This is a genomic window from Pseudomonas quebecensis, from assembly GCF_026410085.1.
Lineage (GTDB): Bacteria > Pseudomonadota > Gammaproteobacteria > Pseudomonadales > Pseudomonadaceae > Aquipseudomonas > Aquipseudomonas quebecensis.
The window spans coordinates 5,327,705-5,352,283 of the sequence record NZ_CP112866.1 but is presented as its reverse complement, the minus strand read 5'-3'; the positions used below and the strand labels follow the sequence as shown (position 1 = coordinate 5,352,283).

18 protein-coding genes are annotated in these 24,579 nt (G+C 61.0%); 7 read left to right on the top strand and 11 right to left on the bottom strand.

The features are described from left to right. The first annotated feature begins 11 nt into the window (after positions 1-11). The 7 genes from OSC50_RS24760 (at position 12) to pbpC (ending at position 13,515) form a co-directional block, all read left to right on the top strand. On the top strand, positions 12-1,766 hold the full coding sequence (locus OSC50_RS24760) for a bifunctional alpha/beta hydrolase/class I SAM-dependent methyltransferase (RefSeq protein WP_266245180.1): 1,755 nt from the start codon (positions 12-14) through the stop codon (positions 1,764-1,766). Positions 1,767-1,768: 2 nt separating this feature from the next. Then, positions 1,769-3,067 (top strand): phosphatase PAP2/dual specificity phosphatase family protein, encoded by a 1,299-nt coding sequence (locus tag OSC50_RS24755; protein WP_266245181.1) that lies wholly within the window; start codon positions 1,769-1,771, stop codon positions 3,065-3,067. Continuing rightward, positions 3,057-3,500 carry a hypothetical protein gene (locus OSC50_RS24750; RefSeq protein ID WP_253509835.1) on the top strand — a complete coding sequence of 148 codons (444 nt, stop codon included), beginning with the start codon at positions 3,057-3,059 and terminating at the stop codon, positions 3,498-3,500. Before OSC50_RS24755 ends, OSC50_RS24750 begins: the two co-directional genes overlap by 11 nt. Before the next feature lie 9 nt (positions 3,501-3,509). Next, positions 3,510-4,130: a lysophospholipid acyltransferase family protein gene (locus tag OSC50_RS24745; RefSeq protein ID WP_253509836.1), complete on the top strand. Its 621-nt coding sequence runs from the start codon at positions 3,510-3,512 to the stop codon at positions 4,128-4,130. Between the two features lies 1 nt (position 4,131). Beyond that, positions 4,132-5,064: a phosphatidate cytidylyltransferase gene (locus tag OSC50_RS24740; RefSeq protein WP_017528659.1), complete on the top strand. Its 933-nt coding sequence runs from the start codon at positions 4,132-4,134 to the stop codon at positions 5,062-5,064. Between the two features lie 356 nt (positions 5,065-5,420). Next, positions 5,421-11,237: an alpha-2-macroglobulin gene (locus tag OSC50_RS24735; protein WP_266245183.1), complete on the top strand. Its 5,817-nt coding sequence runs from the start codon at positions 5,421-5,423 to the stop codon at positions 11,235-11,237. Further along, positions 11,218-13,515, top strand: coding sequence for a penicillin-binding protein 1C (gene pbpC / locus OSC50_RS24730; RefSeq protein WP_266245184.1), 2,298 nt, complete (start codon positions 11,218-11,220; stop codon positions 13,513-13,515). The genes OSC50_RS24735 and pbpC overlap by 20 nt, the downstream gene beginning before the upstream one ends. A gap of 51 nt (positions 13,516-13,566) precedes the next feature. On the opposite strand, the gene glmS is transcribed toward pbpC, so the two are convergent. From glmS to atpB, 11 genes are all read right to left on the bottom strand, one after another. Next, complete coding sequence (gene glmS / locus OSC50_RS24725) at positions 13,567-15,399, bottom strand: glutamine--fructose-6-phosphate transaminase (isomerizing) (protein WP_181077569.1); 1,833 nt, start codon at positions 15,397-15,399, stop codon at positions 13,567-13,569. Between the two features lie 10 nt (positions 15,400-15,409). Beyond that, the gene (locus OSC50_RS24720) at positions 15,410-16,177 is read right to left on the bottom strand and encodes a DeoR/GlpR family DNA-binding transcription regulator (RefSeq protein WP_181077567.1); all 768 of its coding nucleotides are present in this window, start codon (positions 16,175-16,177) and stop codon (positions 15,410-15,412) included. Positions 16,178-16,404: 227 nt separating this feature from the next. Next, positions 16,405-17,772 (bottom strand): bifunctional UDP-N-acetylglucosamine diphosphorylase/glucosamine-1-phosphate N-acetyltransferase GlmU, encoded by a 1,368-nt coding sequence (gene glmU / locus OSC50_RS24715; RefSeq protein WP_181077566.1) that lies wholly within the window; start codon positions 17,770-17,772, stop codon positions 16,405-16,407. Between the two features lie 122 nt (positions 17,773-17,894). Continuing rightward, complete coding sequence (locus OSC50_RS24710; RefSeq protein WP_003177061.1) at positions 17,895-18,311, bottom strand: F0F1 ATP synthase subunit epsilon; 417 nt, start codon at positions 18,309-18,311, stop codon at positions 17,895-17,897. A 44-nt stretch (positions 18,312-18,355) separates the two neighbouring features. Beyond that, the gene (gene atpD, locus OSC50_RS24705) at positions 18,356-19,732 is read right to left on the bottom strand and encodes a F0F1 ATP synthase subunit beta (protein ID WP_065953331.1); all 1,377 of its coding nucleotides are present in this window, start codon (positions 19,730-19,732) and stop codon (positions 18,356-18,358) included. A 27-nt stretch (positions 19,733-19,759) separates the two neighbouring features. Continuing rightward, entirely contained in the window at positions 19,760-20,620 is an 861-nt protein-coding gene (gene atpG / locus OSC50_RS24700) for a F0F1 ATP synthase subunit gamma (RefSeq protein WP_266245186.1), read from the bottom strand. Between the two features lie 50 nt (positions 20,621-20,670). Then, positions 20,671-22,215: a F0F1 ATP synthase subunit alpha gene (gene atpA, locus OSC50_RS24695; RefSeq protein WP_034101605.1), complete on the bottom strand. Its 1,545-nt coding sequence runs from the start codon at positions 22,213-22,215 to the stop codon at positions 20,671-20,673. A 21-nt stretch (positions 22,216-22,236) separates the two neighbouring features. After that, a complete protein-coding gene (locus OSC50_RS24690; RefSeq protein ID WP_253509841.1) occupies positions 22,237-22,773 on the bottom strand; it encodes a F0F1 ATP synthase subunit delta in 537 nt (178 codons plus the stop codon). A 12-nt stretch (positions 22,774-22,785) separates the two neighbouring features. Then, positions 22,786-23,256 (bottom strand): F0F1 ATP synthase subunit B, encoded by a 471-nt coding sequence (locus OSC50_RS24685; protein ID WP_003177066.1) that lies wholly within the window; start codon positions 23,254-23,256, stop codon positions 22,786-22,788. Between the two features lie 54 nt (positions 23,257-23,310). Continuing rightward, positions 23,311-23,568: a F0F1 ATP synthase subunit C gene (atpE, locus tag OSC50_RS24680; RefSeq protein WP_002555987.1), complete on the bottom strand. Its 258-nt coding sequence runs from the start codon at positions 23,566-23,568 to the stop codon at positions 23,311-23,313. Positions 23,569-23,702: 134 nt separating this feature from the next. After that, positions 23,703-24,572, bottom strand: a complete 870-nt coding sequence (gene atpB / locus OSC50_RS24675; protein WP_034101609.1) for a F0F1 ATP synthase subunit A — start codon at positions 24,570-24,572, stop codon at positions 23,703-23,705. Between the last annotated feature and the right edge of the window lie 7 nt (positions 24,573-24,579).

Here is a 24,579-nt window from a genome sequence, read left to right as displayed (position 1 = left end):
AGGATTCTGCGATGCGCGAACAGCAACAGCACACCTTCAGTACCCATGATGGCGTCGAGCTTTTCTACCGGCACTGGCCGGCCACCGCCCCAGCGGGCGGCGAGCCGCGTAAGGCAATCGTGTTGTTCCATCGCGGGCATGAGCACTCGGGGCGTATCGCGCACCTGGTCGATGAACTCGACCTGCCGCAATTCGACTTCTTCGCCTGGGACGCCCGTGGCCATGGCCAGTCGCCCGGCGACCGCGGTGACAGCCCCAGCTTCGCCACCAGCGCGCGCGACGTGCAGACCTTTTGCGACCACATCGGCGGCGCCTATGGCATTGAGCAAGAGAACTTCGCCGTGGTTGCCCAAAGTGTCGGCGCGGTGATCGCCGCCACCTGGGTACACGATTACGCGCCGAAAATCCGCGCGCTGGTGCTCGCTTCCCCGGCGTTCAAGGTCAAGCTGTATGTGCCGTTCGCACGAACTGGCCTGGCCTTGATGCGCAAGTTTCGCGGCAACTTTTTCGTCAACAGCTACGTCAAGGCCAAGTTCCTCAGCCACGACCCGGAGCGCGTGGCGTCCTACGACAGCGATCCGCTGATCACCAAGGCGATTTCGGTGAATGTGCTGCTGGGCCTGTACGAAGCCGCCGACCGGGTGGTCGCAGACGCCCAGGCGATCCAGGTGCCGACCCAGCTCTTGGTGTCCGGCGCTGACTTTGTGGTGCATCGCAAACCGCAACAGCAGTTTTTCGACCGCCTGGGCAGCCTGAAAAAAGAACTGCACATCCTGCCCGGGTTCTTCCATGACACCCTCGGCGAACGCGACCGTGCGGTGGCGGTAAGCAGCGCCCGGCGCTTTATCCTGCAGAATTTCGAGCACCCGCTGGACCGCGCCTCGCTGCTGGACGCCGACAAACTGGGCGCCACGTGCGCCGAGTCCGAATCCCTGGCCGCGCCGCTGCCGCACAATTCCCCACGCGACCTGTACTGGCGCATGACCCGTGCGAGCATGGGTCTGGGCAAGAACCTGTCCGAAGGCGTCAAACTGGGTTTCGATACCGGTTTCGACTCCGGCAGCACCCTGGATTATGTGTACCGCAACACTCCCACGGGCAAAGGCGCCCTGGGGCGCATGATCGACGCCAACTACCTCAATTCCATCGGCTGGCGCGGCATTCGCCAGCGCAAGTTGAACGTCGAAGAACTGCTGCGCCTGGCCATGGCCCGGTTGCGCGATGAACAGCGCGAGGTGCGCATCGTTGACATCGCCGCCGGCCATGGCCGTTACATTCTGGAGGCTTTGCAGGGTGTATCGCCGCTGCCGGAATCGATCCTGCTGCGCGACTACAGCGACATCAACGTGCGCGACGGTGGCGCATTGATCCGAGAAAAAGGCCTGGGGGATATCGCGCAATTCGTGAAAGGCGACGCGTTCGACCGCCTGGATTTGGCGGCGCTGACCCCTGAACCGACCCTGGCGGTGGTGTCCGGGCTGTACGAATTGTTCGCCGACAACGGTATGGTCGGTGGCTCGCTGGCCGGTCTGGCCGAGGCAGTGGAGCCTGGCGGTTATCTGGTCTACACCGGCCAGCCATGGCACCCGCAGCTGGAGCTGATTGCTCGTGCGCTGACCAGCCATCGCCAGGGTCAGGCGTGGGTGATGCGCCGTCGCAGCCAGGCGGAAATGGACCAGTTGGTGGAAGCCGCCGGGTTCCGCAAGATCACCCAGCGCGTGGATGAATGGGGCATTTTCACCGTGTCCCTGGCACAGAAGATCTGACCATGCGCGAACCCGGCCTGTTAAAGCCTGCGGTCCTGTGGCTGCTGCTGCTGGCGCCGCTGTTTTTCAGCACCTACGGCTTTGCCACCTGGGTCACCAGCCAGCGCAGCGATGTGGGTACGCTGGTATTCGACTGGGAAAGCCATATGCCGTTCTGGGCCTGGACCATCGTGCCCTACTGGTCCATTGACCTGCTGTATGGCTTCTCCCTGCTGCTGCCCAACAGCCGCCATGAACTCAAACAACATGCCCTGCGCCTGCTGTCCGCCCAGATCATCGCCGTGAGCTGCTTTTTGATCTGGCCGCTGCGCTTCACGTTCGAGCGGCCGGAACTGGACGGCGTATTCGGCTGGCTGTTTGCCGTGCTGGCTGGCTTCGACAAGCCGTTCAACCAAGCGCCTTCGCTGCATATCGCCCTACTGGTGATCCTGTGGGTGATGTACCAGCGCCACACCCAAGGGGCGTGGCGCTGGGTGGTACATGGCTGGTTCGCCTTGATCGGTATTTCGGTACTGACCACTTATCAACATCACTTTATTGACTTACCCACAGGCGCCCTCGCCGGCTGGCTGTGTGTATGGCTGTGGCCGGTGGAACATCCCAGCCCGCTGTTGAATGCACGTTTGGCTCGCGACCCGAAACGTTGGCGGCTGGGGTTGCGCTACGGCCTGGGAGCCTTGGCCCTGGCGACAGCGGCCTTGAAGCTGGGTGGCGGCTGGTTATGGCTGCTGTGGCCAGCCGTGTCGCTGGGGTTGGTCAGTGCCAATTACGCCGTGCTGGGCGCTGTGGGGTTTCAGAAGCGCAGCGATGGCCGACTGACGCCAGCCGCGCGCTGGCTGTATGCGCCTTATCTGGCGGCGGCGTGGATAAATTCACGGCTATGGACACGCAAGCATCCACAGCCGGATCTGATTGTGGATAACGTCTGGCTCGGGCGAATACCCACGACGAGCGAGCAAACGTCTTTCAAGGCCATCGTCGACCTCTGCGCTGAGTTACCGATTTATCCACAGGGCCGGGCTTATCAATGCATCGCCGTCCTGGACCTGACTGCGCCCACCCCCGCCGAATGCCTGCAGGCGGCCCAGGCCATTGAGCGCCTGCGCATCGAAGGTCCGCTGCTGGTGTGCTGTGCCCTGGGTTATTCGCGCAGTGCCACCGCTGTTGCGGCCTGGCTGCTGCACAGCGGCCGCGCCGCCACGGTAGATAAAGCACTGGCTATGATTGGTACAGCGCGGACCGAGGTGGTCCTGCACCCCGCTCATCGTTCAGCCCTTGAGGGTTTGGCCCATGCCCGCTGATATGGAACTTCAGGTCGTCGCCAGCCTGCTGCGCCGCGGCCGCTCCTTGGATCAGTTATCCACAGGCCTGACGCTGGTCGGGGTGTTATTCGGCCTGGCACAGCTGTTGATGGTCAGCGTTTCGCCCATCTGCCTGCTGCTCAGCCTGTGGATGATTCTGCTCGGGCTGCTGCAGAAGTACTGGGCGCTGCGGGTGGCCTTCGACGCCGACCTGTTCGACCTCCTGGCCCGCGACACCGAGCGTACCGTCGACCTCGACCAGGCTCTGCAGACTCTGGGCCTGCAATCGCCCAAGCGTGCCGGCCGGCCCTGGACCGAACGGCGTCGCGGCGCCCTCAAACTGCTGCGCAAACAAGCCTGGCTGCTGGGCGCTCAAACCCTGCTGACCCTGGCCGTGATCCTCACCAGCCCTTGGCTGCCTTTCGCCGGATAAGGAACCCCCATGTTCGAACCTGTGGTCGCCACGCTGATTACCTCCATGGCCCGCACTGTCACGGGCGCTCGCAGCCTGTGGCTGGGTTGCGCGCCGGTGCCGGTGCAGCGCATCTATTTCGCCAACCACAGCAGCCACGGCGACTTCGTGCTCCTGTGGGCCTCGCTGCCGCAGAACCTGCGCAAGTTCACGCGCCCGGTGGCCGGCAGCGATTACTGGAATAAAAGCGCCCTGCGCCGCTACATCATCAACCGCGTGTTCAACGGTGTGCTGATTGATCGTGAGCGCAAAGAGCCTGTGGATAACCCTCTGCAACCGATGCTGGCGGCGCTGGAAGGTGGCGACTCGCTGATCATCTTCCCGGAAGGCACGCGCAATCTGGAGGACGGCTTGCTACCGTTCAAAAGCGGTTTGTATCACCTGGCGAAAAGTTACCCACAGGCCGAGCTGATCCCGGTGTGGATCGCCAACCTCAATCGGGTCATGCCCAAGGGCCGCGTCCTGCCGCTGCCCCTGCTGTGCACCACCAGCTTCGGTGCCCCCCTGCAACTGCAAGACGGCGAAGACAAGGCGCTGTTCCTCGCCCGCACCCGCGATGCCCTGCTCGCCCTTGCCCCGGAGCACTGCTGAGATGGATAGCCAAACCCTGATGTTGTTCGGCGGGATCGGCGCGATCCTGGTCCTGGCCTCGCTGATCGGCCTGATTCTCAAACTGCGCACCCGTGGCACGCCAAACGCGGTGATCGACAACCTCAACGCGCGCATCAACGCCTGGTGGGTCATGGTGGTGGTGATCGGTATCGCCTTCTGGCTCGGCACCGGCGCGGTAATCCTGCTGTTCTATGCGGTGTCGTTCTACGCCTTGCGCGAATTCCTCACCCTCACCCCCACCCGACGCAGCGACTACCCGGCCCTGGTGGCCGCGTTCTACCTGGCCCTGCCGCTGCAATACCTGCTGATTTACTCGGACTGGTACGGGTTGTTCTCGATTTTTATCCCGGTGTACGTGTTCCTGCTGCTGCCGATCCTCGCGTCGTTAGGCGGCGACAGCACGCACTTTCTGGAGCGCGCGTCGAAGGTGCAGTGGGGCCTGATGATCGCGGTGTTCTGCGTGTCGTTCGTACCCGCGCTGCTGACACTGGACATTCCCGGCTACGAAGGCCGCAACCTGCTGCTGATCGCCTACCTGGTGATCGTGGTGCAGTTGTCGGACGTGCTGCAATACGTGTGCGGCAAGCTGTTCGGCAAACATAAGATCGCGCCGAACCTGTCGCCGTCCAAAACCGTGGAAGGCTTCGTCGGCGGGATTCTGCTGTCATCCCTGATCGGCGCGGCGTTGTGGTGGACCACGCCGTTCAATCCGTGGCAGTCGTTTTTGATTGCGCTGCTGATCAACCTGCTCGGCTTCGCTGGCGGCATCGTCATGTCGGCGATCAAGCGTGACCGGGGGGTGAAGGACTGGGGACATATGATCGAAGGGCACGGCGGCATGCTGGATCGGCTGGATTCGGTGTGTTTCGCGGCCCCCATTTTCTTCCACCTCGTACGCTACTGGTGGACCTGACCCCCGCAAGCCGAACGAAGATCAAATTGTGGGAGGGGGCTCGCTGTGGTGAGCAGGCCTGCCCTGGGCTGCGAAGCGGCCCCTTCAAAGATCGTTCCCACGCTCTGCGTGGGAATGCAGCCCGTGACGCTCTGCGTCACCTGTGCGCAATAGTCAGAACTTGCAGCGCTTGGCGGCACGCGGAGCGTCCCAGACGGCACTCCCACTCAGAGCGTGGGGACGATCAGGTCGACCGCTCGCTGGAATGCATAAGCGTTCACTAACCCCGTAAACATCCTCGCGTGCGGCGTATCGGCGACATCTTTTGTATCAAAGACGCGTGTAAGATACGCCGCACTTAGCCAGGGATGCCCATCATGTTCGATTCGCTCAAAGCCATCAGCCGTCGTGTTGTCGGTGTGTTTCTGACCGTGGTGGGCGCCGTTTTCGGTCGCTGGCAGCCGCCGCTGTGGCTGCATGCTGTCGGCCGTGGCGTGACGAACCTGGGGGGCAAAGCGCGCGCGTACCCACGCCAGACCGGTGCCGGTGTGCTCGGCCTTGTGCTGCTCGCCGCTGCCGGGTTCTACGGCTGGCACTGGTATTCCCACCTGCCGCAGCCGCACACCGCGAGTTATTCGCTGCACAAACCGAACCTGACCGACTACACCCAGCAAACACCGGTTGTGGATAACTTGCAGGTGCGTTTCGGCGAATCCGTGGCGCCTCTGTCGGCGATCGGCAAGCCGGTGACCGAGGGCATCACTCTTAAACCCGAGGTTGCCGGCAGCTGGCGCTGGGCGGATGACCGCACCCTGGTATTCGTACCGGAAAAAGACTGGCCCATCGACGCCCATTACACCCTGGACCTGGCAAAGAAAAACCTGCTGGCCGACGGTGTATTGCTCGACCAATACAGCGCGCAATTTTCCACCCAACCATTGCGCGTCACCCTGGGACAAAACGAGTTGTATCAAGACCCGTCCAACCCGACGCTGAAACAGCTGGTAGCCACCTTCCACTTTTCCCACCCAGTGGATGAAGACAGCCTGCGCAAGCGTGTGTCGGTCATTCTCGGCAAAGGCCTGACGTACCGTGATGCGCAGTTGCCCAACCGCCCGGAAATCACCTTCGACGAGCATAAACTCAACGCCTACGTGCGCTCCGCCGCCCTGGCCACGCCGCTGGAAAGTACGCCCGTCAGCGCCAAGTTGGATGAAGGCATCAAGGCCCGCGACGGTGGCAACGCCAGCACTGCACCGCTGGTAGCGGAAGTGACCGTGCCCGGGCGTTATCGCCTGACGTTCACCGGCGCCGAAGTGAGCTTTGTGGATAACGCACGCGGCGAGCCCGAGCCGGTGCTGATGTTCAGCAGCTCCAGCGCCGTAGCCGATGACACCATCGCCGGTAAGGTGCAGGCCTGGCTGTTGCCCGAAAAAGCCGAGGACGACACCCGTCCCTATAACACTAACGAGATCGATGACGCCTTGTTGGCCCGCAGCACCAAGGTCACGCTGACCCACGTGCCCAGCGTCGAACCGCTGAATACCCTGCACGCCTTCAAGTTCAAGGCCCCGGCCGGCCGCGCGCTGTATGTGCGCGTACCCGCCAACCTGGAAGCCATCGGCGGCTATCTGGCGAAGAATCCTACGGCGTCGCTGGTGAGCATGCCGGCGTATCCACGCACATTGCAGTTCTTGTCTGATGGCGCATTGCTCAGCCTCAATGGCGAAAAACGCCTGGGCTTCATGGCCCGTGGCGTGCCTGGCGCGCATGTGGAAATTGCGCGCCTGCTGCCTAATCAGCTGCAGCATCTGGTGGACCAGAGCAGCGGCAGCTTCGCCCGCCCCAACTTTGGTAACGAATACTTCGATCGTATGGTCGAGCGTCAGTCACTGGACATTGCGCTGTCGTCCAACGACCCGGCGAAAACCGTCTACGACAATGTGGACCTGAGCCACTACCTCACCGCCAATGGCGGCCGCCGCGGTATTTTTGTGCTCAAGCTCAGCCCCCAGGACGAACAGGCCGAACGCACCTTCGACTACGACCGCAGCGGCACCAGCGACCTGCGGTTTATCGTGGTGACCGACCTGGGCATCATCGCCAAGCGTTCCAGCGATGGCAGCCATGATGTCTATGTGCAGTCCATCGGCAACGGTTCACCGGTGGCTGACGCGCAGGTCGACATCATCGGCCGCAACGGTCTGCCGGTCGCCAGTGGCCACTCGGATGCCGAAGGCCACGCGCATTTCGCCAAGCTCGATGAACTGCGCCGTGAGAAAACGCCGCTCATGTATGTGGTCACTCGCGGTAATGACCAGTCGTTTCTGCCCATTGCCCGTCAGTCCCAGCAACTGGATTTGTCGCGCTTCGACGTAGGCGGTTTGGAGGAAGACGGCGCGATTGATCGTCTCAGCGCCTACCTGTTCACTGACCGTGGCCTGTACCGGCCCGGCGAAACCGCGCATTTGGGCATGATCGTGCGCAGCGGCAACTGGAAGGGCGCACTGCAAGGCCTGCCGGTGGAACTGCAAATCACCGACCCACGCGGCCTGGAAGTGATTCGCCAGCCGCTGAAACTGTCCGCCAGCGGTTTTGAGAGTTTTGATTTCCCCAGCAGCGACGTCGCGCCCGCCGGGGATTACACCGCGACCTTGCAGCTGATCGGCCAGAAACAGACGCGCACCGACCTGGGCAGTGTCAGCTTCAAGGTGCGTGACTTCGAACCGGACCGCATGAAGGTCAGCCTGAGCCTGCACGACACCCCGGTAGCGGGTTGGATCGCGCCTGACCAAGTGGTGGCCAAGGTCACCGCCATGCACCTGTTCGGCGCGCCGGCGGCGGACCGTCGTGTCACCGGCAAGATATTCCTGAGCCCGACCCTTGCGGCCTTCGACCGCTACCCCGATTATCGCTTCCGCCTCAACGATGCCCTGCAAGATGCGAGCACCGAAGACCTGGCCGAAAGCACCCTCGACGATAACGGCCAGGCCGTGCTCGACCTTAACCTGCAACGCTTCGCCAACAGCACTTACCGCCTGCAAGTGATGACCCAGGTGTATGAAGCCGAGGGCGGCCGTAACGTGGCCGCGCAAAGTGCTTTGCTTGTGTCGTCCGCGCCCTACCTGGTGGGTGTGAAAAGTCAGGATTCGCTGTCGTACGTCGCCAAGGATGCGCCACGCCAGGTGCAATGGCTGGCCGTGGCACCGGACCTCACGCCGCTGGCGGTAGATGGCCTGACCAGTGAAGTGGTGGAACACCGCTATGTCTCGGTGCTGGTGAAACAGTCCAACGGCACCTACAAGTACGAGTCGCGCATCAAGAACATCAGCCAACCGGCCTCACCGCTGGCGATGACCAAGGACGGCGCCAGGCAGACACTGAACACCGCGACGCCGGGAGATTTCACCCTGCAGGTCAAGGATGCCAACGGTAACCTGCTCAACCAGATCGACTACAGCGTGGCCGGGCACGGCAATACCTCGCGCTCCCTGGAGCGTAACGCCGAGCTGCAATTGCGCCTGGATAAATCCAGCTACGCCACCGGTGACGAGATCGCCATCAGCCTGCGGGCGCCGTATACCGGCGCGGGCCTGATCACCATCGAACGCGACAAGGTCTACACCCAACAGTGGTTCAAGGCCGACAGCACCACCAGCGTGCAACATATCCGCGTACCGGCAGGGCTAGAGGGCAATGCCTACGTTAACGTGCAATTCGTACGCGATATGGGCTCGCCGGAGGTGTACATGAGCCCGCTGTCCTACGGTGTGGTGCCGTTCAGCATCAACCTGGATGCACGACGCATGGCGCTGAAGGTGGAAGGCCCGGCGAAGATCGAGCCGGGGCAGACCCTGGATATCAAGGTCACCGCCGACCGTCCGGGCCGTGCGGTGGTGTACGCGGTGGACGAAGGCATCCTGCAGGTGGCGCGTTATCAGACGCCGGACCCATTGGGTTTCTTCTTCCAGAAGCGCGCGTTGGAGGTCGGCACCAGTCAGATCCTTGACCTGATCCTGCCGGAATTCAGCCGTCTGCTCAGTGGGGCCGCGCCCGGCGGCGATACCGAAGGCGCCCTGGCGAACCATCTCAACCCGTTCAAGCGCAAACATCAGCCACCGGTGGCCTGGTGGTCGGGTCTGGTGGACCTGCCTGCCGGCGAAACCGTGCTGCACTATCAAGTGCCGGACAGCTTCAACGGCAAACTGCACCTGTTTGCGGTGTCGGTGGACAGCGACAGCGTCGGCGTGAGCGAGACCAACACCGACGTGCGCGGGCCGCTGGTCATCACACCGAACGTACCGGCCTTTGTGGCACTGGGCGATGTGTTCAACGTGAGTGCCGGGGTCTTCAGTAACCTGGAGGCGGCGGCGGACGTGAAGTTTGAACTGCAGACCAGCACCGGTCTGGTGGTACAGGGCGACAAGGCCAGCACGCTGGCCCTGCAACCGCGCAAAGAAGGCACTGCGCAGTTCAGGATCAAAGTGGGCGAAACCCTGGGTTCGGCAGACCTGCGCTTTGTCGCGGTGCTGCCGGACGGCAAACGTATTCAAGTGGCCGAGACCACGTCGATCCGTCCTCTGAGCGAGCATCGCGTGGCCCTGAGCCTGGGACGCTTCGACAGCGCCAGCAAAGAACTCAAACCCACCCGTGAGCTATTCGGCCAACTGCGCGACGTACAGCTGGGCGTGGCTGCTTCGCCGCTGGTATGGGCCAACGGCCTCAAGCATTACTTGGATGACTACGGCTATGCCTGCACCGAACAATTGGTGTCCAAGGCCATGCCGGCGTTGATTTGGGGGGGCACGGCACCGGAGGCCGAGCAAGCCTTCGGCAGTGCGGTACGCATGCTGCGCCAGCGCCAGAACCAGGCCGGTGGCTTCGGCTTGTGGGCTGCCAACCCCGACGTGGCGCCGTACGCCAGCCTATACGCCACCGATTTCCTGATCGAAGCCAAAGAGCACGGGCTGCCGGTACCGGAAGACCTGTTGGTACGCTCGAATGCTTATCTGACAGACCTGGCCAACGGTCCTAGCGAAGGCCTGTCGGAATTGCGCAATCGCGCCTACGCCAGTTACCTGTTGAGCCGTCAGGGGATTCTGGTCAGCGGCGCCTTGAGCGATATCCGCGAACGTTACGAAAGCTACTTCAAGGACACCTGGCAGAACGACCTGGGCGCAGCTTACCTGGCCGCCAGCTACAAGTTGCTCAAACAGGATCGGCAGGCCGATGCCTTGTTCCGCAAGATCCCATGGCGCACCCTTGTGGATAAGTGGGACAGCGACGGCCTGTACTACGACCCGCTGGTGCACGATGCCGAACACTTGCACCTGCTGGCGCGCCACTTCCCTGAACTGATGGACGATGTGCCCACGGCACTGCTGGATAAGCTCGGCAAGCGGCTCAATGAGCAGCGCTATAACTCGCTGTCGGCGGCCCTGCTGCTGCGCGCCCTGGACAACTACGGCCAGCGCGCCCAAAGCGACATGACTCTCAAGGCCACCGCGTGGCTGAGCGACAAGCAGCAACAACTGCTGGACATGGCCGGCCAGCCGCCGCGTGCTGCCGTACCGGCCGCCACTAAGAAGCTGGTGATGGAGAAGTCCGACGGCCCGGCGGCGTTCTATATGCTCAGCGAAGCCGGTTTCGACAAGGGTGCCAAGCTCAAGCCAATCAACAATGGCCTGGAAATCATCCACGAGTACCTCGACCTCAAAGGCGAGCCGCTGAGCACAGTGGCGGTGGGCGAAGAGTTCCTGGTGCGCCTGCGTCTGCGCGCCACCGACCGCGACCAGGTGCAGCAGGTGGCGGTGGTCGACCTGCTGCCCGGCGGTGTCGAGCCTGTGTATAACGTGGCGCCGGAGCCGGAAGCGGCGAGCACCGAGGACAGTGAAAGCGAAGGCGACGACGCCGAGTACGTGGAGTCCAGTGAAGACAGCCAAGAGGCCGACACCTGGCAGGCGCCCATCGGTGAAACCGAGCTGAGCAACTGGCAGCCGGATTACGTGGATGTGCGTGATGATCGGGTGGTGCTGTACGGCACTGCGCTGCGTGACGCAGGCACCTTCGTGTATCGCGTGCGCGCCACCAACGCGGGCACCTTCAACACACCACCGGCCTACGCCGAAGGCATGTACGAAACCACCCTGCAAGGGCGCGGCAAAGTAGGCCAGCTTGAAATCACCCAGCCTTAAACGCCTGGCGCCGCTGCTGGCAGCGGCGGCGCTCCTGGCGGGGCTGCGGCTGTGGCCCCATGCTTCGTTGGAACAGGCCGTCACCTCATCACGGGTGGTGCTGGCCGATGACGGCTCGTTGCTGCGCATGACCCTGGCGGATGACGGCCAATATCGCCTGTGGCTGCCGCTGGAGCGCATGTCGCCGTCACTGATCGACGCCTTGTTGCTCAAGGAAGACCGCAATTTCTACTGGCATCCGGGGGTCAATCCGGCGGCATTGCTGCGTGCGGCCATGGCCACCTACAGCGGCGGCCAGCGTCAGGGCGGATCGACCTTGAGCATGCAACTGGCGCGGCGCCTGTGGGATCTGAACACCCGCCAGGTGCCGGGCAAAGTGCAGCAAATAGCCTTGGCGCTGTGGCTGGAGGCGCGCTACAGCAAGCACGAGATTCTTGAGGCTTACCTCAACCTGGCGCCCATGGGCGGCAATATCGAAGGCGCCGAAGCGGCGAGCCGCATCTACTTCGGCAAGGCTGCGGCAACGCTGTCACTCTCAGAAGCACTGGCCCTGGCGGTCATCCCCCAGCAACCCGGGCGACGGGCGCGTTTCGGGCCGTCGCTGCAGAACGCCCGGCTGCGCTTGATGGCCGACTGGCGCAACACTTATCCACAAGACCCGCGCAATGACAGTCTGCTCGACCTGCCCCTTGAAGCACGCAACCGCCAGCAGATCCCGTTTCTGGCGCCGCACCTGAGCGAACAGCTGCTGGCCTCCCAGATCGGCACGCAAATCAACAGCACTCTCAACCTGCCGCTTCAGCAATTGCTTGAACGTTTGATCAGCGGTTTTATCGCCGAGCGCCGCAGCACGGGTGTGGAAAACGCAACGGCCATCCTGATCGACAGCCGCGACCAGAGCGTCAAGGCGTTGGTGGGCTCGGCGGATTACTTATCCACAGGCATCCACGGCCAGGTCAATGGCGTGTTGTCCCGACGCTCGCCGGGGTCGACGCTCAAGCCCTTTCTGTACGGGCTGGCGCTGGACCAGGGGATTATCCATCCCATGAGTATCCTCAAGGATTTGCCCAGTAACTTCGGCTACTTCCAGCCGGAAAATTTCGACGGCAGTTTTGTCGGCCCGCTGACGGCGCGGGACGCTTTGATCCGTAGTCGCAATATCCCGGCGGTGTGGCTGGCCAGCCAGGTCAAGTCGCCGTCGTTGTATGGTTTGTTACAACGCGCCGGCATCAAGGGCCTGCGCGATGAGAGCCACTATGGCCTGGCCCTGGCCCTTGGCGGCGGTGAGATGACCCCGGAGGAGCTGGCGCGGCTATACGTAATGCTGGCGGGCGACGGGCATCTGCGACCGTTGCGCTATGTGCAGGAACAACCGCCATCCACAGGCGTGCAATTGCTCACCCCTCAGGCCGCTTTCATGGTGCGCGACATGCTGCGCCGCAACCCGCGTCAGGATGGCCTGCCCGCGCACCATTGGCGCACCGCGTGGAAAACCGGCACGTCCTGGGGCTTTCATGATGCATGGAGCGCCGGCCTGGTGGGCCCGTATGTGCTGGTGGTGTGGGTGGGTAACTTCGACGGGCGCCCCAACCCTGCATTTATCGGTGCCAAGACCGCCGCGCCGCTGTTCTTCCGTATCGCCGACGCCCTGCCATTGGCTTTGCCGAACGTCGTCATCAAGGCCGACAAGCCACCTGCCGGACTGGTGCGCATCGACGTCTGCGCCGCCTCCGGCGACCTGCCCAACCGCTGGTGCCCGCAAACCCGCAAGACCTGGTACATCCCTGGCGTCTCACCGATTCGCGTGTCCAACCTGCACCGCCCGGTGCTGATCGACACCCGCACCGGCAAAGCGGCCTGCCCACCGTTCGATCCGCAATACACCCGCGAGGAAGTCTTCGAGTTCTGGCCCAGCGACGTACAACGCCTGTACCGCGCCGCCGGCCTGCCGCGCCGTACACCGCCCAATGTGATGAAAAACTGCCAGCCCAACCGCATCAGCGACCAGAGCGAAGCGCCGCAGATTCGTTCGCCGCTGACCCAAGTAAGCTACCAACTGCGCCTGTCCCAACCCCAGGAAAGCATCCCGCTGAACGCGAACGCGGCCAGCGATGCGGTGACCCTGTACTGGTTTGCTGACCAAACCTTGATCGGCCAGGGCTCGCCACAGGCCACGCTGAATTGGCGACCGGGGAAGTCGGGGGAGTACCGGTTGCGGGTCAGCGACGATCAGGGGCGCAGTGCGAGTCGGGGGTTGCGGGTGGAGTTTGTGCCTTAGGGAGGGTTGGCAGTGGAGACCCGAACGGGCGGGTCCCCGGGAAGCGGCGGATTACTCCACCGTCACCGACTTCGCCAAGTTACGCGGCTGGTCAACGTCTGTGCCCTTGAGCACGGCCACGTAGTACGACAGCAGTTGCAGCGGGATGGTGTAGAGGATCGGCGACAAGGTGTCGTGGATGTGCGGCATGTTGATGACGTGGGTGCCTTCGCCATTGGTCATGCCGGCCTTTTCGTCGGCGAACACGATCAGCTGGCCGCCTCGGGCACGCACTTCCTGCAGGTTGGACTTGAGCTTTTCCAACAGTTCATTGTTCGGCGCCACGGTGACCACTGGCATGTCGTCATCCACCAGGGCCAGCGGGCCGTGTTTGAGTTCGCCCGCCGGGTAGGCTTCGGCGTGGATGTACGAGATTTCCTTGAGTTTGAGCGAGCCTTCCATCGCCACGGGGTATTGCGCGCCACGGCCGAGGAACAGGGTGTGGTTCTTGTCGGCGAACAGTTCGGCGACTTTTTCCACGGTGCTGTCCATGGCCAGGGCTTCGCCCAGGCGGGTCGGCAGGCGACGCAGTTCTTCGACCAGGGTGGCTTCCACGCCAGCGGCGAGAGTGCCACGCACTTGGCCCAGGGACAGGGTCAGCAGCAACAGGCCGACCAACTGGGTGGTGAATGCCTTGGTGGAGGCCACGCCGATTTCGCGACCGGCCTGGGTGAGCAAGGTCAGGTCGGACTCACGCACCAGGGAGCTGATGCTGACGTTGCAGATCGCCAGGCTGGCCAGGAAACCCAGCTCCTTGGCGTTGCGCAGGGCGGCCAGGGTGTCGGCGGTTTCACCGGACTGGGAGATGGTTACGAACAGCGTATCGGGCTGTACCACCACCTTGCGGTAGCGGAACTCGCTGGCCACTTCGACCTGGCACGGGATGCCAGCCAATTCTTCCAACCAATAACGCGCGACCATGCCGGCGTGATAGCTGGTGCCGCAGGCGACGATCTGCACATTGCGGACCTTGGCGAACAGCTCGGCGGCCTGTGGGCCGAAGGCGTTGACCAGTACTTGGTTCTGGCTCAAGCGACCTTCCAGCGTGCGTTGCACCACGGACGGTTGCTCATGGATTTCCTTGAGCATGAAGTGCCGGAACTCGCCCTTGTCGGCGGCTTCGGCGCCGTCGCGGTATTGCACGGCTTCGCGCTCGACGGAATTGCCGTTAATGTCCCAGATCGCCACGCTTTCGCGACGGATGTCGGCAATATCGCCTTCTTCCAGGTACATGAAGCGGTCAGTCACCTGGCGCAGGGCCAGTTGGTCGGAGGCCAGGAAGTTCTCACCCAGGCCCAGGCCGATCACCAGCGGGCTGCCACTGCGGGCGGCCACGACGCGGTCGGGCTGGCTGGCGCTGATCACTGCCAGGCCGTAGGCACCGTGCAGTTCCTTGACCGTAGCCTTGAGGGCGTTGGTGAGGTCGTTGTGGTCCTTGAGCTTATGGTTGAGCAGGTGGGCGATGACTTCGGTGTCGGTGTCCGAGGTGAACACGTAGCCCAGGGCCTTGAGCTGTTCGCGCAGCACTTCGTGGTTTTCAATGATGCCGTTGTGCACCACCGCCAAGTCACCGGAGAAATGAGGATGGGCATTGCGCTCGCACGGTGCACCGTGGGTGGCCCAGCGGGTGTGGGCAATGCCCAGGCGACCGACCAGCGGCTCGCCGGCCAGGGCCTGGTCCAGTTCGCTGACTTTGCCCGGGCGACGCATGCGCTCAAGCTTGCCGCCGTTGGTGAAAACCGCCACACCGGCGCTGTCATAGCCACGGTATTCCAGGCGCTTGAGGCCTTCGATCAGGATGGGCGTAATGTTACGTTCAGCGACTGCGCCAACAATGCCACACATGGTGTTTCTCCTAGATGATTGCCGCGCATATCAACGTGATGCCGCGGGCTTGGATCTGGTCGCGGGCCTCAAGCGGCAGGCGATCATCGGTGATCAGGGTATGGACGCTGCCCCAAGGCAGTTCCAGGTTGGGAATCTTGCGGCCGATCTTGTCGGATTCGACCATCACCACCACTTCACGGGCGACTTCGGCCATCACGCGGCTCAGGCCCAGCAATTCGTTGAAAGTGGTGGTGCCACGCTCCAGATCGATGCCATCGGCACCGATGAACAGTTGATCAAAATCGTAGGACCGCAGCACTTGCTCAGCGACCTGGCCTTGGAACGAGTCCGAATGCGGGTCCCAGGTGCCGCCGGTCATCAACAGCACCGGCTCGTGTTCCAATTCGCTCAGAGCGCTGGCCACATGCAGGGAGTTGGTCATCACCACCAGACCAGGCTGGTGGCCCAGCTCGGGGATCATGGCGGCGGTGGTGCTGCCGCTGTCGATGATGATGCGGGCGTGTTCGCGCAGGCGCTTGACTGCAGCACGAGCAATGGCGCGCTTGTACGCAGAAACGGGTTGGGCAGGATCGCCGACCAATTCCTGAGGCATGGTGATTGCGCCACCGTAGCGCCGCAGCAATAAACCGTTGCTTTCCAAGGCAGCCAGGTCCTTGCGGATGGTGACTTCGGAAGTTTCGAAACGCTTGGCCAATTCATCCACACTGACTTCGCCCTGTTCGTTGAGCAGGGCGAGGATGTTGTGGCGTCGTTGAGGTGTATTACGTTTCGACATGGTAGTGATAAGTTTCGTTTCGAAAGATAACGAAGGCAATCAAAACCTATTGGGAGGGTATCGTCAAGCGTCGGGAACAGATTTTTTAAACGACACATATGAACATGTGAGAGGGGGCTTGCCCCCGGTAGCGCTGGGTCAGTCAGCTCATCTGCCACTGACCCACCGCCATCGGGGGCAAGCCCCCTCCCACTTTGAGGCTATGCTGCTTATATATTGTGAATAACTCAGGTCTTTTTGATTTTGACCGGGCGTTTCCAGCCGTCGATGTTGCGCTGGCGGGCTCGGGCGACGGCCAGCTGCAAGTTATCCACATCCTGATTGATGGTGGAGCCGGCGGCGGTCGTGGCGCCATCACCCAGCCTGACCGGGGCGACCAGCGAGTTGTTGGAGCCGATAAACACGTCTTCGCCCAATACGGTCTGGTGCTTGTTGGCGCCATCATAATTGCAAGTGATGGTGCCAGCGCCGATATTGGTGCGCGCACCGATTACCGCGTCACCCAGGTAAGTCAGGTGACCGGCCTTGGCGCCTTCTCCCAAATGGGCATTCTTCAATTCAACGAAGTTACCCACATGGGCCTTGGCATCCATCACAGTGCCAGGACGCAACCGCGCAAACGGCCCGGCATCGCTGCCCTCGCCCATCACGGCACCGTCGATATGGCTGTTGGCTTTTACCACCACGCCTTTGCGCAGGGTGCTGTCCTTGATCACGCAGTTCGGGCCAATCACCACGTCGTCTTCAATGATCACGCGGCCTTCGAGGATCACGTTGATATCGATCAGCACGTCACGGCCCACGGTGACCTCACCGCGCACATCAAAACGCGCAGGGTCGCGCAGGGTTACGCCCTGGGCCATCAGGCGACGGCCTTCGCGCAGTTGGTAGTGACGCTCCAGCTCGGCGAGTTGCTTGCGGTCGTTGGCGCCCTGCACTTCCATCGGGTCGTGTGGCTGTTCGGTGGCGACTACCAGGCCATCATTCACGGCCATCTCGATGACGTCGGTGAGGTAGTACTCGCCCTGGGCGTTGTTGTTGGACAGGCGGCTCATCCAGTCGGCGAGCTTGTTGGCCGGAACGGCGAGGATACCGGTATTGCCTTCGGTGATCGCACGCTGGGCTTCGCTGGCGTCCTTGTGTTCAACGATGGCGGCAACCTTGCCATCGGCGTTGCGCACGATACGCCCGTAGCCGGTAGGGTCATCCAGCTCAACGGTGAGCAGGCCCATCTGGCCGGGTACCACATGTTTTAGCAGGCGTTGCAGGGTTTGCACTTCGATCAGCGGCACGTCGCCGTAGAGGATCAGCACCGTGTCGGCGGTGATGAACGGCACAGCCTGCGCGGTGGCGTGGCCGGTGCCCAGTTGTTTGTCCTGCAAGACGAAATTCAGGTCATCCGCCGCCAGGCGCTCGCGCACCACATCAGCACCGTGGCCGATCACCACGTGGATACGTTGCGGGTCCAACTGACGAGCGCTGTGGATAACATGCCCAAGCATGGAATTACCCGCGACCGGGTGCAGCACCTTAGGCAGGGCCGAACGCATACGGGTGCCCTGGCCTGCGGCGAGAATGACGATTTCAAGAGACATGAATGGCTACCAATCCTGGGCGGTCCGGGTTCAGACCAAAGAAGTGTTTTGCAAAAAAGAAAAAGGGTAGCCGAGGCTACCCTTTTTAATCAATCGCGCATGAAGCATGACGGCGTGGCCGCTTACTTTTTGCGGATCTGCTGGAGAGTACGCAGCTGAGCTGCGGCCTCGGCCAGACGGACTGCAGCAGCGCTGTAGTCGAAGTCTGCGCCTTTTTCGTTCAGGGCCTTCTCGGCAGCCTTGACGGCTTCCTGAGCGGAGGCTTCATCCAGGTCGCCAGCACGTTGCACGGTGTCGGCAAGTACCTTGACCATGTTCGGCTGAACCTCAAGGAAACCACCGGAGATGTAAAACACCTCCTTTTCCCCGCCTTGCTTGGTCAGAGTGATCGGACCTGGCTTCAAGCTGGTGATCAATGGCGCGTGACCCATGGCAATACCCAGGTCACCGAGTTCGCCGTGTGCAATCACCATTTCTACCAGACCGGAGAAGATTTCCCCTTCCGCACTGACGATATCGCAATGGACTGTCATAGCCATCTGATTGCCTCAACCTGATGAGCGCCCGTTTCCGGGCGCCTGGATTACAGTTTCTTGGCTTTCTCGATCGCTTCTTCGATGCCGCCGACCATGTAGAACGCTTGTTCTGGCAGGTGGTCGTAGTCACCGTTGAGGATGCCTTTGAAGCCAGCAATGGTGTCTTTCAGGGAAACGTATTTACCCGAAGCACCGGTGAAGACTTCAGCCACGAAGAACGGCTGCGACAAGAAGCGCTGGATCTTACGAGCACGGTTTACCAACTGCTTGTCGGCTTCCGACAGCTCGTCCATACCCAGGATCGCAATGATGTCCTTCAGTTCTTTGTAACGCTGCAGCACGTACTGAACGCCGCGAGCGGTGTCGTAGTGCTCCTGGCCGATCACGTTCGGGTCCAGCTGGCGCGAAGTCGAGTCCAGTGGATCGACCGCTGGGTAGATACCCAGGGAAGCGATGTCACGAGACAGTACGACGGTGGCGTCCAAGTGGGCGAAGGTGGTCGCTGGCGACGGGTCGGTCAAGTCATCCGCAGGTACGTATACCGCTTGGATCGAAGTGATCGAACCTTCCTTGGTCGAAGTGATACGTTCCTGCAGAACGCCCATCTCTTCAGCCAGGGTCGGCTGGTAACCTACTGCCGAAGGCATACGGCCCAGCAGTGCGGATACTTCAGTACCGGCGAGGGTGTAACGGTAGATGTTGTCGACGAACAGCAGAACGTCGTTACCTTCGTCACGGAACTTCTCGGCCATGGTCAGGCCGGTCAGTGCCACGCGCAGACGGTTTCCCGGCGGCTCGTTCATCTGACCGTAAACCAGCGCCACTTTGTCCAGAACGTTGGAGTCCTTCATCTCGTGGTAGAAGTCGTTACCCTCACGAGTACGCTCACCCACACCGGCGAACACGGAATAACCGCTGTGCTCGATGGCGATGTTACGGATCAGTTCCATCATGTTTACGGTCTTGCCTACACCGGCACCACCGAACAGACCGACTTTACCGCCTTTGGCGAACGGGCAAACCAGGTCGATAACCTTGATGCCGGTTTCCAGCAGGTCGTTGCCGCCTGCCTGCTCTGCGAACGACGGTGCAGCGCGGTGGATACCCCAACGCTCTTCGGTGTCGATCGGGCCAGCTTCGTCGATCGGGTTGCCCAGTACGTCCATGATCCGGCCCAGGGTCGCTTTACCGACCGGTACGGAGATGGCAGCGCCGGAGTCGATAACGTCCAGACCGCGCTTCAAGCCTTCGGTGGAACCCATCGCAATGGTACGAACCACGCCGTCGCCCAGCTGCTGCTGAACTTCCAGGGTAGTGTCCGCGCCTTGTACTTTCAGCGCGTTGTAGATGCTCGGTACGCTGTCGCGTGGGAATTCCACGTCGATAACGGCGCCGATGATTTGAACGATACGTCCGCTACTCATAGCTGGATCCTCTGAATATTTGAACCGTTAAACCGCGGCAGCGCCGCCGACGATTTCCGAGATCTCTTGGGTGATCGCAGCCTGACGCGCCTTGTTGTAGATCAGCTGCAAATCGCTGATCAGATCACCGGCGTTATCGGTAGCGTTTTTCATCGCGATCATCCGCGCCGCTTGTTCAGCTGCGTTGTTCTCGACCACCGCCTGGTACACCTGCGACTCCACGTAGCGCACCATCAAGCCATCAAGCAGCTCTTTGGCGTCTGGTTCGTAGAGGTAGTCCCAGTGGTGCTTGAGTTCCTGATCCGGGGTCGCCACCAGTGGAATCAATTGCTCCACGGTCGGGTGCTGGGTCATGGTGTTGATGAACTTGTTGGATACCACGGACAGGCGGTCAATCCGGCCTTCCAGGTACGCATCCAGCATCACCTTCACACTGCCGATCAAATCATTGATCGACGGCTCTTCACCCAGGTGGCTGATAGCTGCAACGACGTTACCGCCGAAGTTGCGGAAAAAGGCCGCACCCTTGCTACCAACAACACACAGATCGATCTCGACGCCGTTTTCGCGGTTTACCGCCATGTCCTTGACCAGGGCCTTGAACAGGTTGGTATTCAAACCACCGCACAAACCACGGTCACTGCTCACAACCACATAACCCACACGCTTAACGGCGCGTTCGATCATGAAGGGGTGGCGGTATTCCGGGTTGGCGTTGGCCAGATGCCCAATTACCTGGCGGATACGCTCCGCATAAGGACGGCTAGCAGCCATGCGCATTTGTGCCTTGCGCATTTTGCTGACCGCCACTTTTTCCATGGCGCTGGTAATTTTTTGCGTGCTTTTGATGCTCGCAATCTTACTGCGAATCTCTTTTGCGCCTGCCATGTAACACCTATCAGGTTAGCAAGCGGGAGCCTTGCGGCTCCCGCTGCGGCTTACCAGGTTTGGGTGGCCTTGAACTTCTCGATACCGGCTTTCATGCCAGCGTCGATATCGTCATTGAAGTCACCCTTCACGTTGATCTTCGCCATCAAATCGGCGTGATCGCGGTTGAAGTAAGCAATCAGCGCTTGTTCAAAGCTGCCGACCTTGGCGATTTCAACGTCGGTCAGGAACCCACGCTCAGCGGCATACAGCGACAACGCCATGTCAGCGATCGACATTGGGGCGTATTGCTTCTGCTTCATCAGCTCGGTAACGCGCTGACCATGCTCAAGTTGCTTACGGGTCGCTTCGTCCAGGTCAGAAGCGAACTGGGCGAATGCCGCCAGTTCACGGTACTGAGCCAGAGCGGTACGGATACCGCCGGAGAGCTTCTTGATGATCTTGGTCTGAGCGGCACCACCCACACGGGATACCGAAACACCGGCGTTCACTGCAGGGCGGATGCCTGAGTTGAACATGGCCGATTCCAGGAAGATCTGACCGTCGGTGATGGAAATCACGTTGGTCGGAACGAACGCGGAAACGTCGCCAGCCTGGGTTTCGATGATCGGCAGTGCGGTCAGGGAACCGGTTTTGCCGGTCACTGCGCCGTTGGTGAACTTCTCTACGTACTCTTCCGAAACGCGGGATGCGCGCTCCAGCAGACGGGAGTGGAGATAGAACACGTCGCCTGGGTAAGCTTCACGGCCTGGTGGACGGCGCAGCAGCAGGGAGATCTGGCGGTAAGCCACGGCCTGCTTGGACAGATCGTCGTAAACGATCAGCGCGTCTTCACCGCGGTCGCGGAAGAATTCACCCATGGTGCAACCGGAGTACGGTGCCAGGAATTGCAGCGCAGGAGATTCCGAAGCACTGGCAGCCACGATGATCGTGTTGGCCAGGGCGCCGTTTTCTTCCAGCTTGCGAACCACGTTGGCGATGGTCGATTGCTTCTGACCGATGGCTACGTAGACGCAGAAAATTCCGCTGTTCTTCTGGTTGATGATTGCGTCGATGGCCAGAGCGGTTTTACCGATCTGACGGTCACCGATGATCAGCTCACGCTGGCCACGGCCGACAGGAATCATGGCATCGACAGCCTTGTAGCCAGTCTGTACAGGCTGGTCTACCGACTTACGCCAGATCACGCCCGGAGCAACTTTCTCGACCGCGTCGGTCTCGGTGTTGCCCAGTGGACCTTTGCCGTCAACAGGGTTACCCAGTGCGTCGACTACGCGGCCCAGCAGTTCCTTACCAACCGGAACCTCCAGGATGCGGCCAGTGCACTTGGCGCTCATGCCTTCAGCCAGACTGGTGTACGCGCCCAATACAACGGCACCTACGGAGTCTTGCTCCAGGTTGAGGGCCATACCGTAGACGCCGCCCGGAAACTCGATCATCTCGCCGTACATAACGTCGGCCAGACCGTGAATCCGCACGATGCCGTCAGATACGCTGACGACAGTGCCTTCGTTACGGGCTTGGGAGGTCACATCGAGCTTGTCGATGCGGCCCTTGATAATTTCACTTATTTCGGAAGGATTGAGTTGCTGCATTGCTCTGCTGCCCCTTCAAACTCAAGATTTCAATGCTTCGGCAAGTTTCGCGATTTTGCCGCGAATCGAGCCATCGATAACCAGGTCGCCGGCACGGATAACAACACCACCAATCAGGGATGCGTCCTCCGAAGCTTGCAGGCGCACTTCCCGATTGAGTCGTGCACTGAGAACCTTGGCGAGTTTGTCTTGCTGTTCTTGGTTCAATGCGAAAGCACTGGTCACTTCAACGTCTACCGATTTCTCTGCGTCGGCCTTGTACAGGTCGAACAGCGCGGCGATCTCCGGCAGAAGCGGGAGTCGGTCGTTTTCGGCAACGACATTGATGAAGTTCTGCACTTTCACATCGAACTTGTCGCCGCACACTTCAATAAAAGTGGCGGCCTTGTCTGCGCTCGTCAGGCGCGGGGCCTTGAGCACGCGCTGCATGGTGTCGTCCTGCGACACGGCTGCAGCCAGGCCGAGCATGGCTGACCAAGAGGCCAGCTGCTGGTGGGCCTGGGCGTGCTCGAAGGCTGCCTTAGCGTAAGGTCGGGCCAACGTGGTCAGTTCTGCCATGATCGCCCTCGCTTAAATTTCAGCAGCCAGTTTGTTAACCAGCTCCGCGTGCGCGTTTTGATCGATTGTGGCACCAAGGATCTTCTCAGCACCGCCGACCGCCAGAGCACCCAGTTGGGCACGCAGCGCGTCTTTGACGCCGTTCAGTTCCTGTTCGATCTCGGCATGAGCCGAAGCCTTCACACGGTCAGCTTCGACGCGGGCTTTTTCAACAGCCTCTTCGACGATCTGGTTACCGCGTTTCTTGGCTTGCTCAATGATCTCAGCTGCCTGTGCTTTAGCTTCGCGCAGTTGATGACCCACTTTCTCTTGGGCCAACTCCAGGTCGCGAGCTGCACGGCTGGCAGCGTCCAAGCCGTCCGCGATCTTCTTCTGACGTTCGTGCAAAGCCGCGATGACCGGAGGCCACACGAACTTCATGCAAAACACTACAAAAATGAAGAACGCAACGGATTGGCCAATCAGGGTTGCATTAATGTTCACGCCAACACCTCGCTCATTCGTTGTCCAACACCCCAATCACTCGAAATCGAGTGATCAGCCAGCGAGTTGACCAACGAAGGGGTTCGCGAAGGTGAAGAACAGAGCGATACCAACGCCGATCATGGTCACGGCGTCGAGCAGGCCGGCGACGATGAACATTTTAACTTGCAGCATTGGAACCATTTCTGGCTGACGCGCTGCGCCTTCCAGGAACTTGCCGCCCAGCAGGCCGAAACCAATGGCAGTACCCAGGGCGCCCAGGCCGATCAACAGTGCAACAGCGATAGCGGTTAGACCAACTACAGTTTCCATCTTTCCTCCCGACTTTTACGTCGTATGGTTTAGGTTTTTTAGATTTTAAAGCGGTAAAACAAATCGTTTCATCAGCCCTGGTGGGCCACCTTCCCGTTTCACCGGGAAGGACATCAGACTGGTCGAGACCGGTCTTAATGGTTCTCTTCGTGCGCCATCGACAGGTAGACGATGGTCAGCATCATGAAGATGAAGGCCTGCAGGGTAATGATCAGGATGTGGAACACAGCCCACGCCCACTGCAGAACAACGCCCAGGCCGCTAAGCCAGAGCAGGCCGCTGCCGAACATCACAGCGATCAGGATGAACACCAGTTCGCCGGCATACATGTTGCCGAACAGTCGCAGGGCCAGGGAAATAGGCTTGGCGACCAGGGTGACGAATTCCAGCAGGAAGTTCACCGGAATCAGCAGGGCCTGAACGAAAATGTTCTTGCTGCCGAATGGGTGCAGGGTCAGTTCGCCGATGAAACCGCCGATGCCCTTGACCTTGATGCTGTAGAAAATGATCAACGCGAACACCGACAGGGCCATGCCCAGGGTGGCGTTAGGGTCCGTGGTGGAGACCGCACGGAATGGAATGTGGTGATCGCCGGAGATCAGGATGGCCAGTTGAGGAATCCAGTCGACCGGGATCAGGTCGACGGCGTTCATCAGGAACACCCAGACGAAGATGGTCAGCGCCAGCGGTGCGATCACCGGGCTACGGCCATGGAAGCTGTCTTTCACGCTGCCATCGACGAATTCGACCAATACTTCAACGAAGTTCTGCAGAGCACCCGGTTGACCGGAAGTCGCCTTCTTCGCCGCCATGCGGAAAATGAGGACGAAGATCAGACCCAATGCGACCGACCAGCCCAGAGTATCCAGGTGGAAAGCCCAGAAGCCCATTTCTTTGGCTTCTGCTGCGGTGTGGGCGAAGCCCCAGCCGCCGTTGGGAAGCTGACCGAAGGTCAGGTTCTGCAAGTGGTGCTGGATATAGCCCGAAGCGGTTGTTTCTGCCATGGTTGCC

Excerpts from the sequence above, each read along its gene's own strand:
- OSC50_RS24710 (WP_003177061.1), bottom strand. The coding sequence starts at position 18,311 with ATGGCTATGACAGTCCATTGCGATATCGTCAGTGCGGAAGGGGAAATC.
- atpA (WP_034101605.1), bottom strand. The coding sequence starts at position 22,215 with ATGCAGCAACTCAATCCTTCCGAAATAAGTGAAATTATCAAGGGCCGC.
- OSC50_RS24755 (WP_266245181.1), top strand. The coding sequence starts at position 1,769 with ATGCGCGAACCCGGCCTGTTAAAGCCTGCGGTCCTGTGGCTGCTGCTG.
- OSC50_RS24745 (WP_253509836.1), top strand. The coding sequence starts at position 3,510 with ATGTTCGAACCTGTGGTCGCCACGCTGATTACCTCCATGGCCCGCACT.
- glmS (WP_181077569.1), bottom strand. The coding sequence starts at position 15,399 with ATGTGTGGCATTGTTGGCGCAGTCGCTGAACGTAACATTACGCCCATC.
- OSC50_RS24735 (WP_266245183.1), top strand. The coding sequence starts at position 5,421 with ATGTTCGATTCGCTCAAAGCCATCAGCCGTCGTGTTGTCGGTGTGTTT.
- atpE (WP_002555987.1), bottom strand. The coding sequence starts at position 23,568 with ATGGAAACTGTAGTTGGTCTAACCGCTATCGCTGTTGCACTGTTGATC.
- atpG (WP_266245186.1), bottom strand. The coding sequence starts at position 20,620 with ATGGCAGGCGCAAAAGAGATTCGCAGTAAGATTGCGAGCATCAAAAGC.
- OSC50_RS24740 (WP_017528659.1), top strand. The coding sequence starts at position 4,132 with ATGGATAGCCAAACCCTGATGTTGTTCGGCGGGATCGGCGCGATCCTG.
- OSC50_RS24750 (WP_253509835.1), top strand. The coding sequence starts at position 3,057 with ATGCCCGCTGATATGGAACTTCAGGTCGTCGCCAGCCTGCTGCGCCGC.
- OSC50_RS24720 (WP_181077567.1), bottom strand. The coding sequence starts at position 16,177 with ATGTCGAAACGTAATACACCTCAACGACGCCACAACATCCTCGCCCTG.
- atpB (WP_034101609.1), bottom strand. The coding sequence starts at position 24,572 with ATGGCAGAAACAACCGCTTCGGGCTATATCCAGCACCACTTGCAGAAC.
- glmU (WP_181077566.1), bottom strand. The coding sequence starts at position 17,772 with ATGTCTCTTGAAATCGTCATTCTCGCCGCAGGCCAGGGCACCCGTATG.
- OSC50_RS24760 (WP_266245180.1), top strand. The coding sequence starts at position 12 with ATGCGCGAACAGCAACAGCACACCTTCAGTACCCATGATGGCGTCGAG.
- atpD (WP_065953331.1), bottom strand. The coding sequence starts at position 19,732 with ATGAGTAGCGGACGTATCGTTCAAATCATCGGCGCCGTTATCGACGTG.
- OSC50_RS24690 (WP_253509841.1), bottom strand. The coding sequence starts at position 22,773 with ATGGCAGAACTGACCACGTTGGCCCGACCTTACGCTAAGGCAGCCTTC.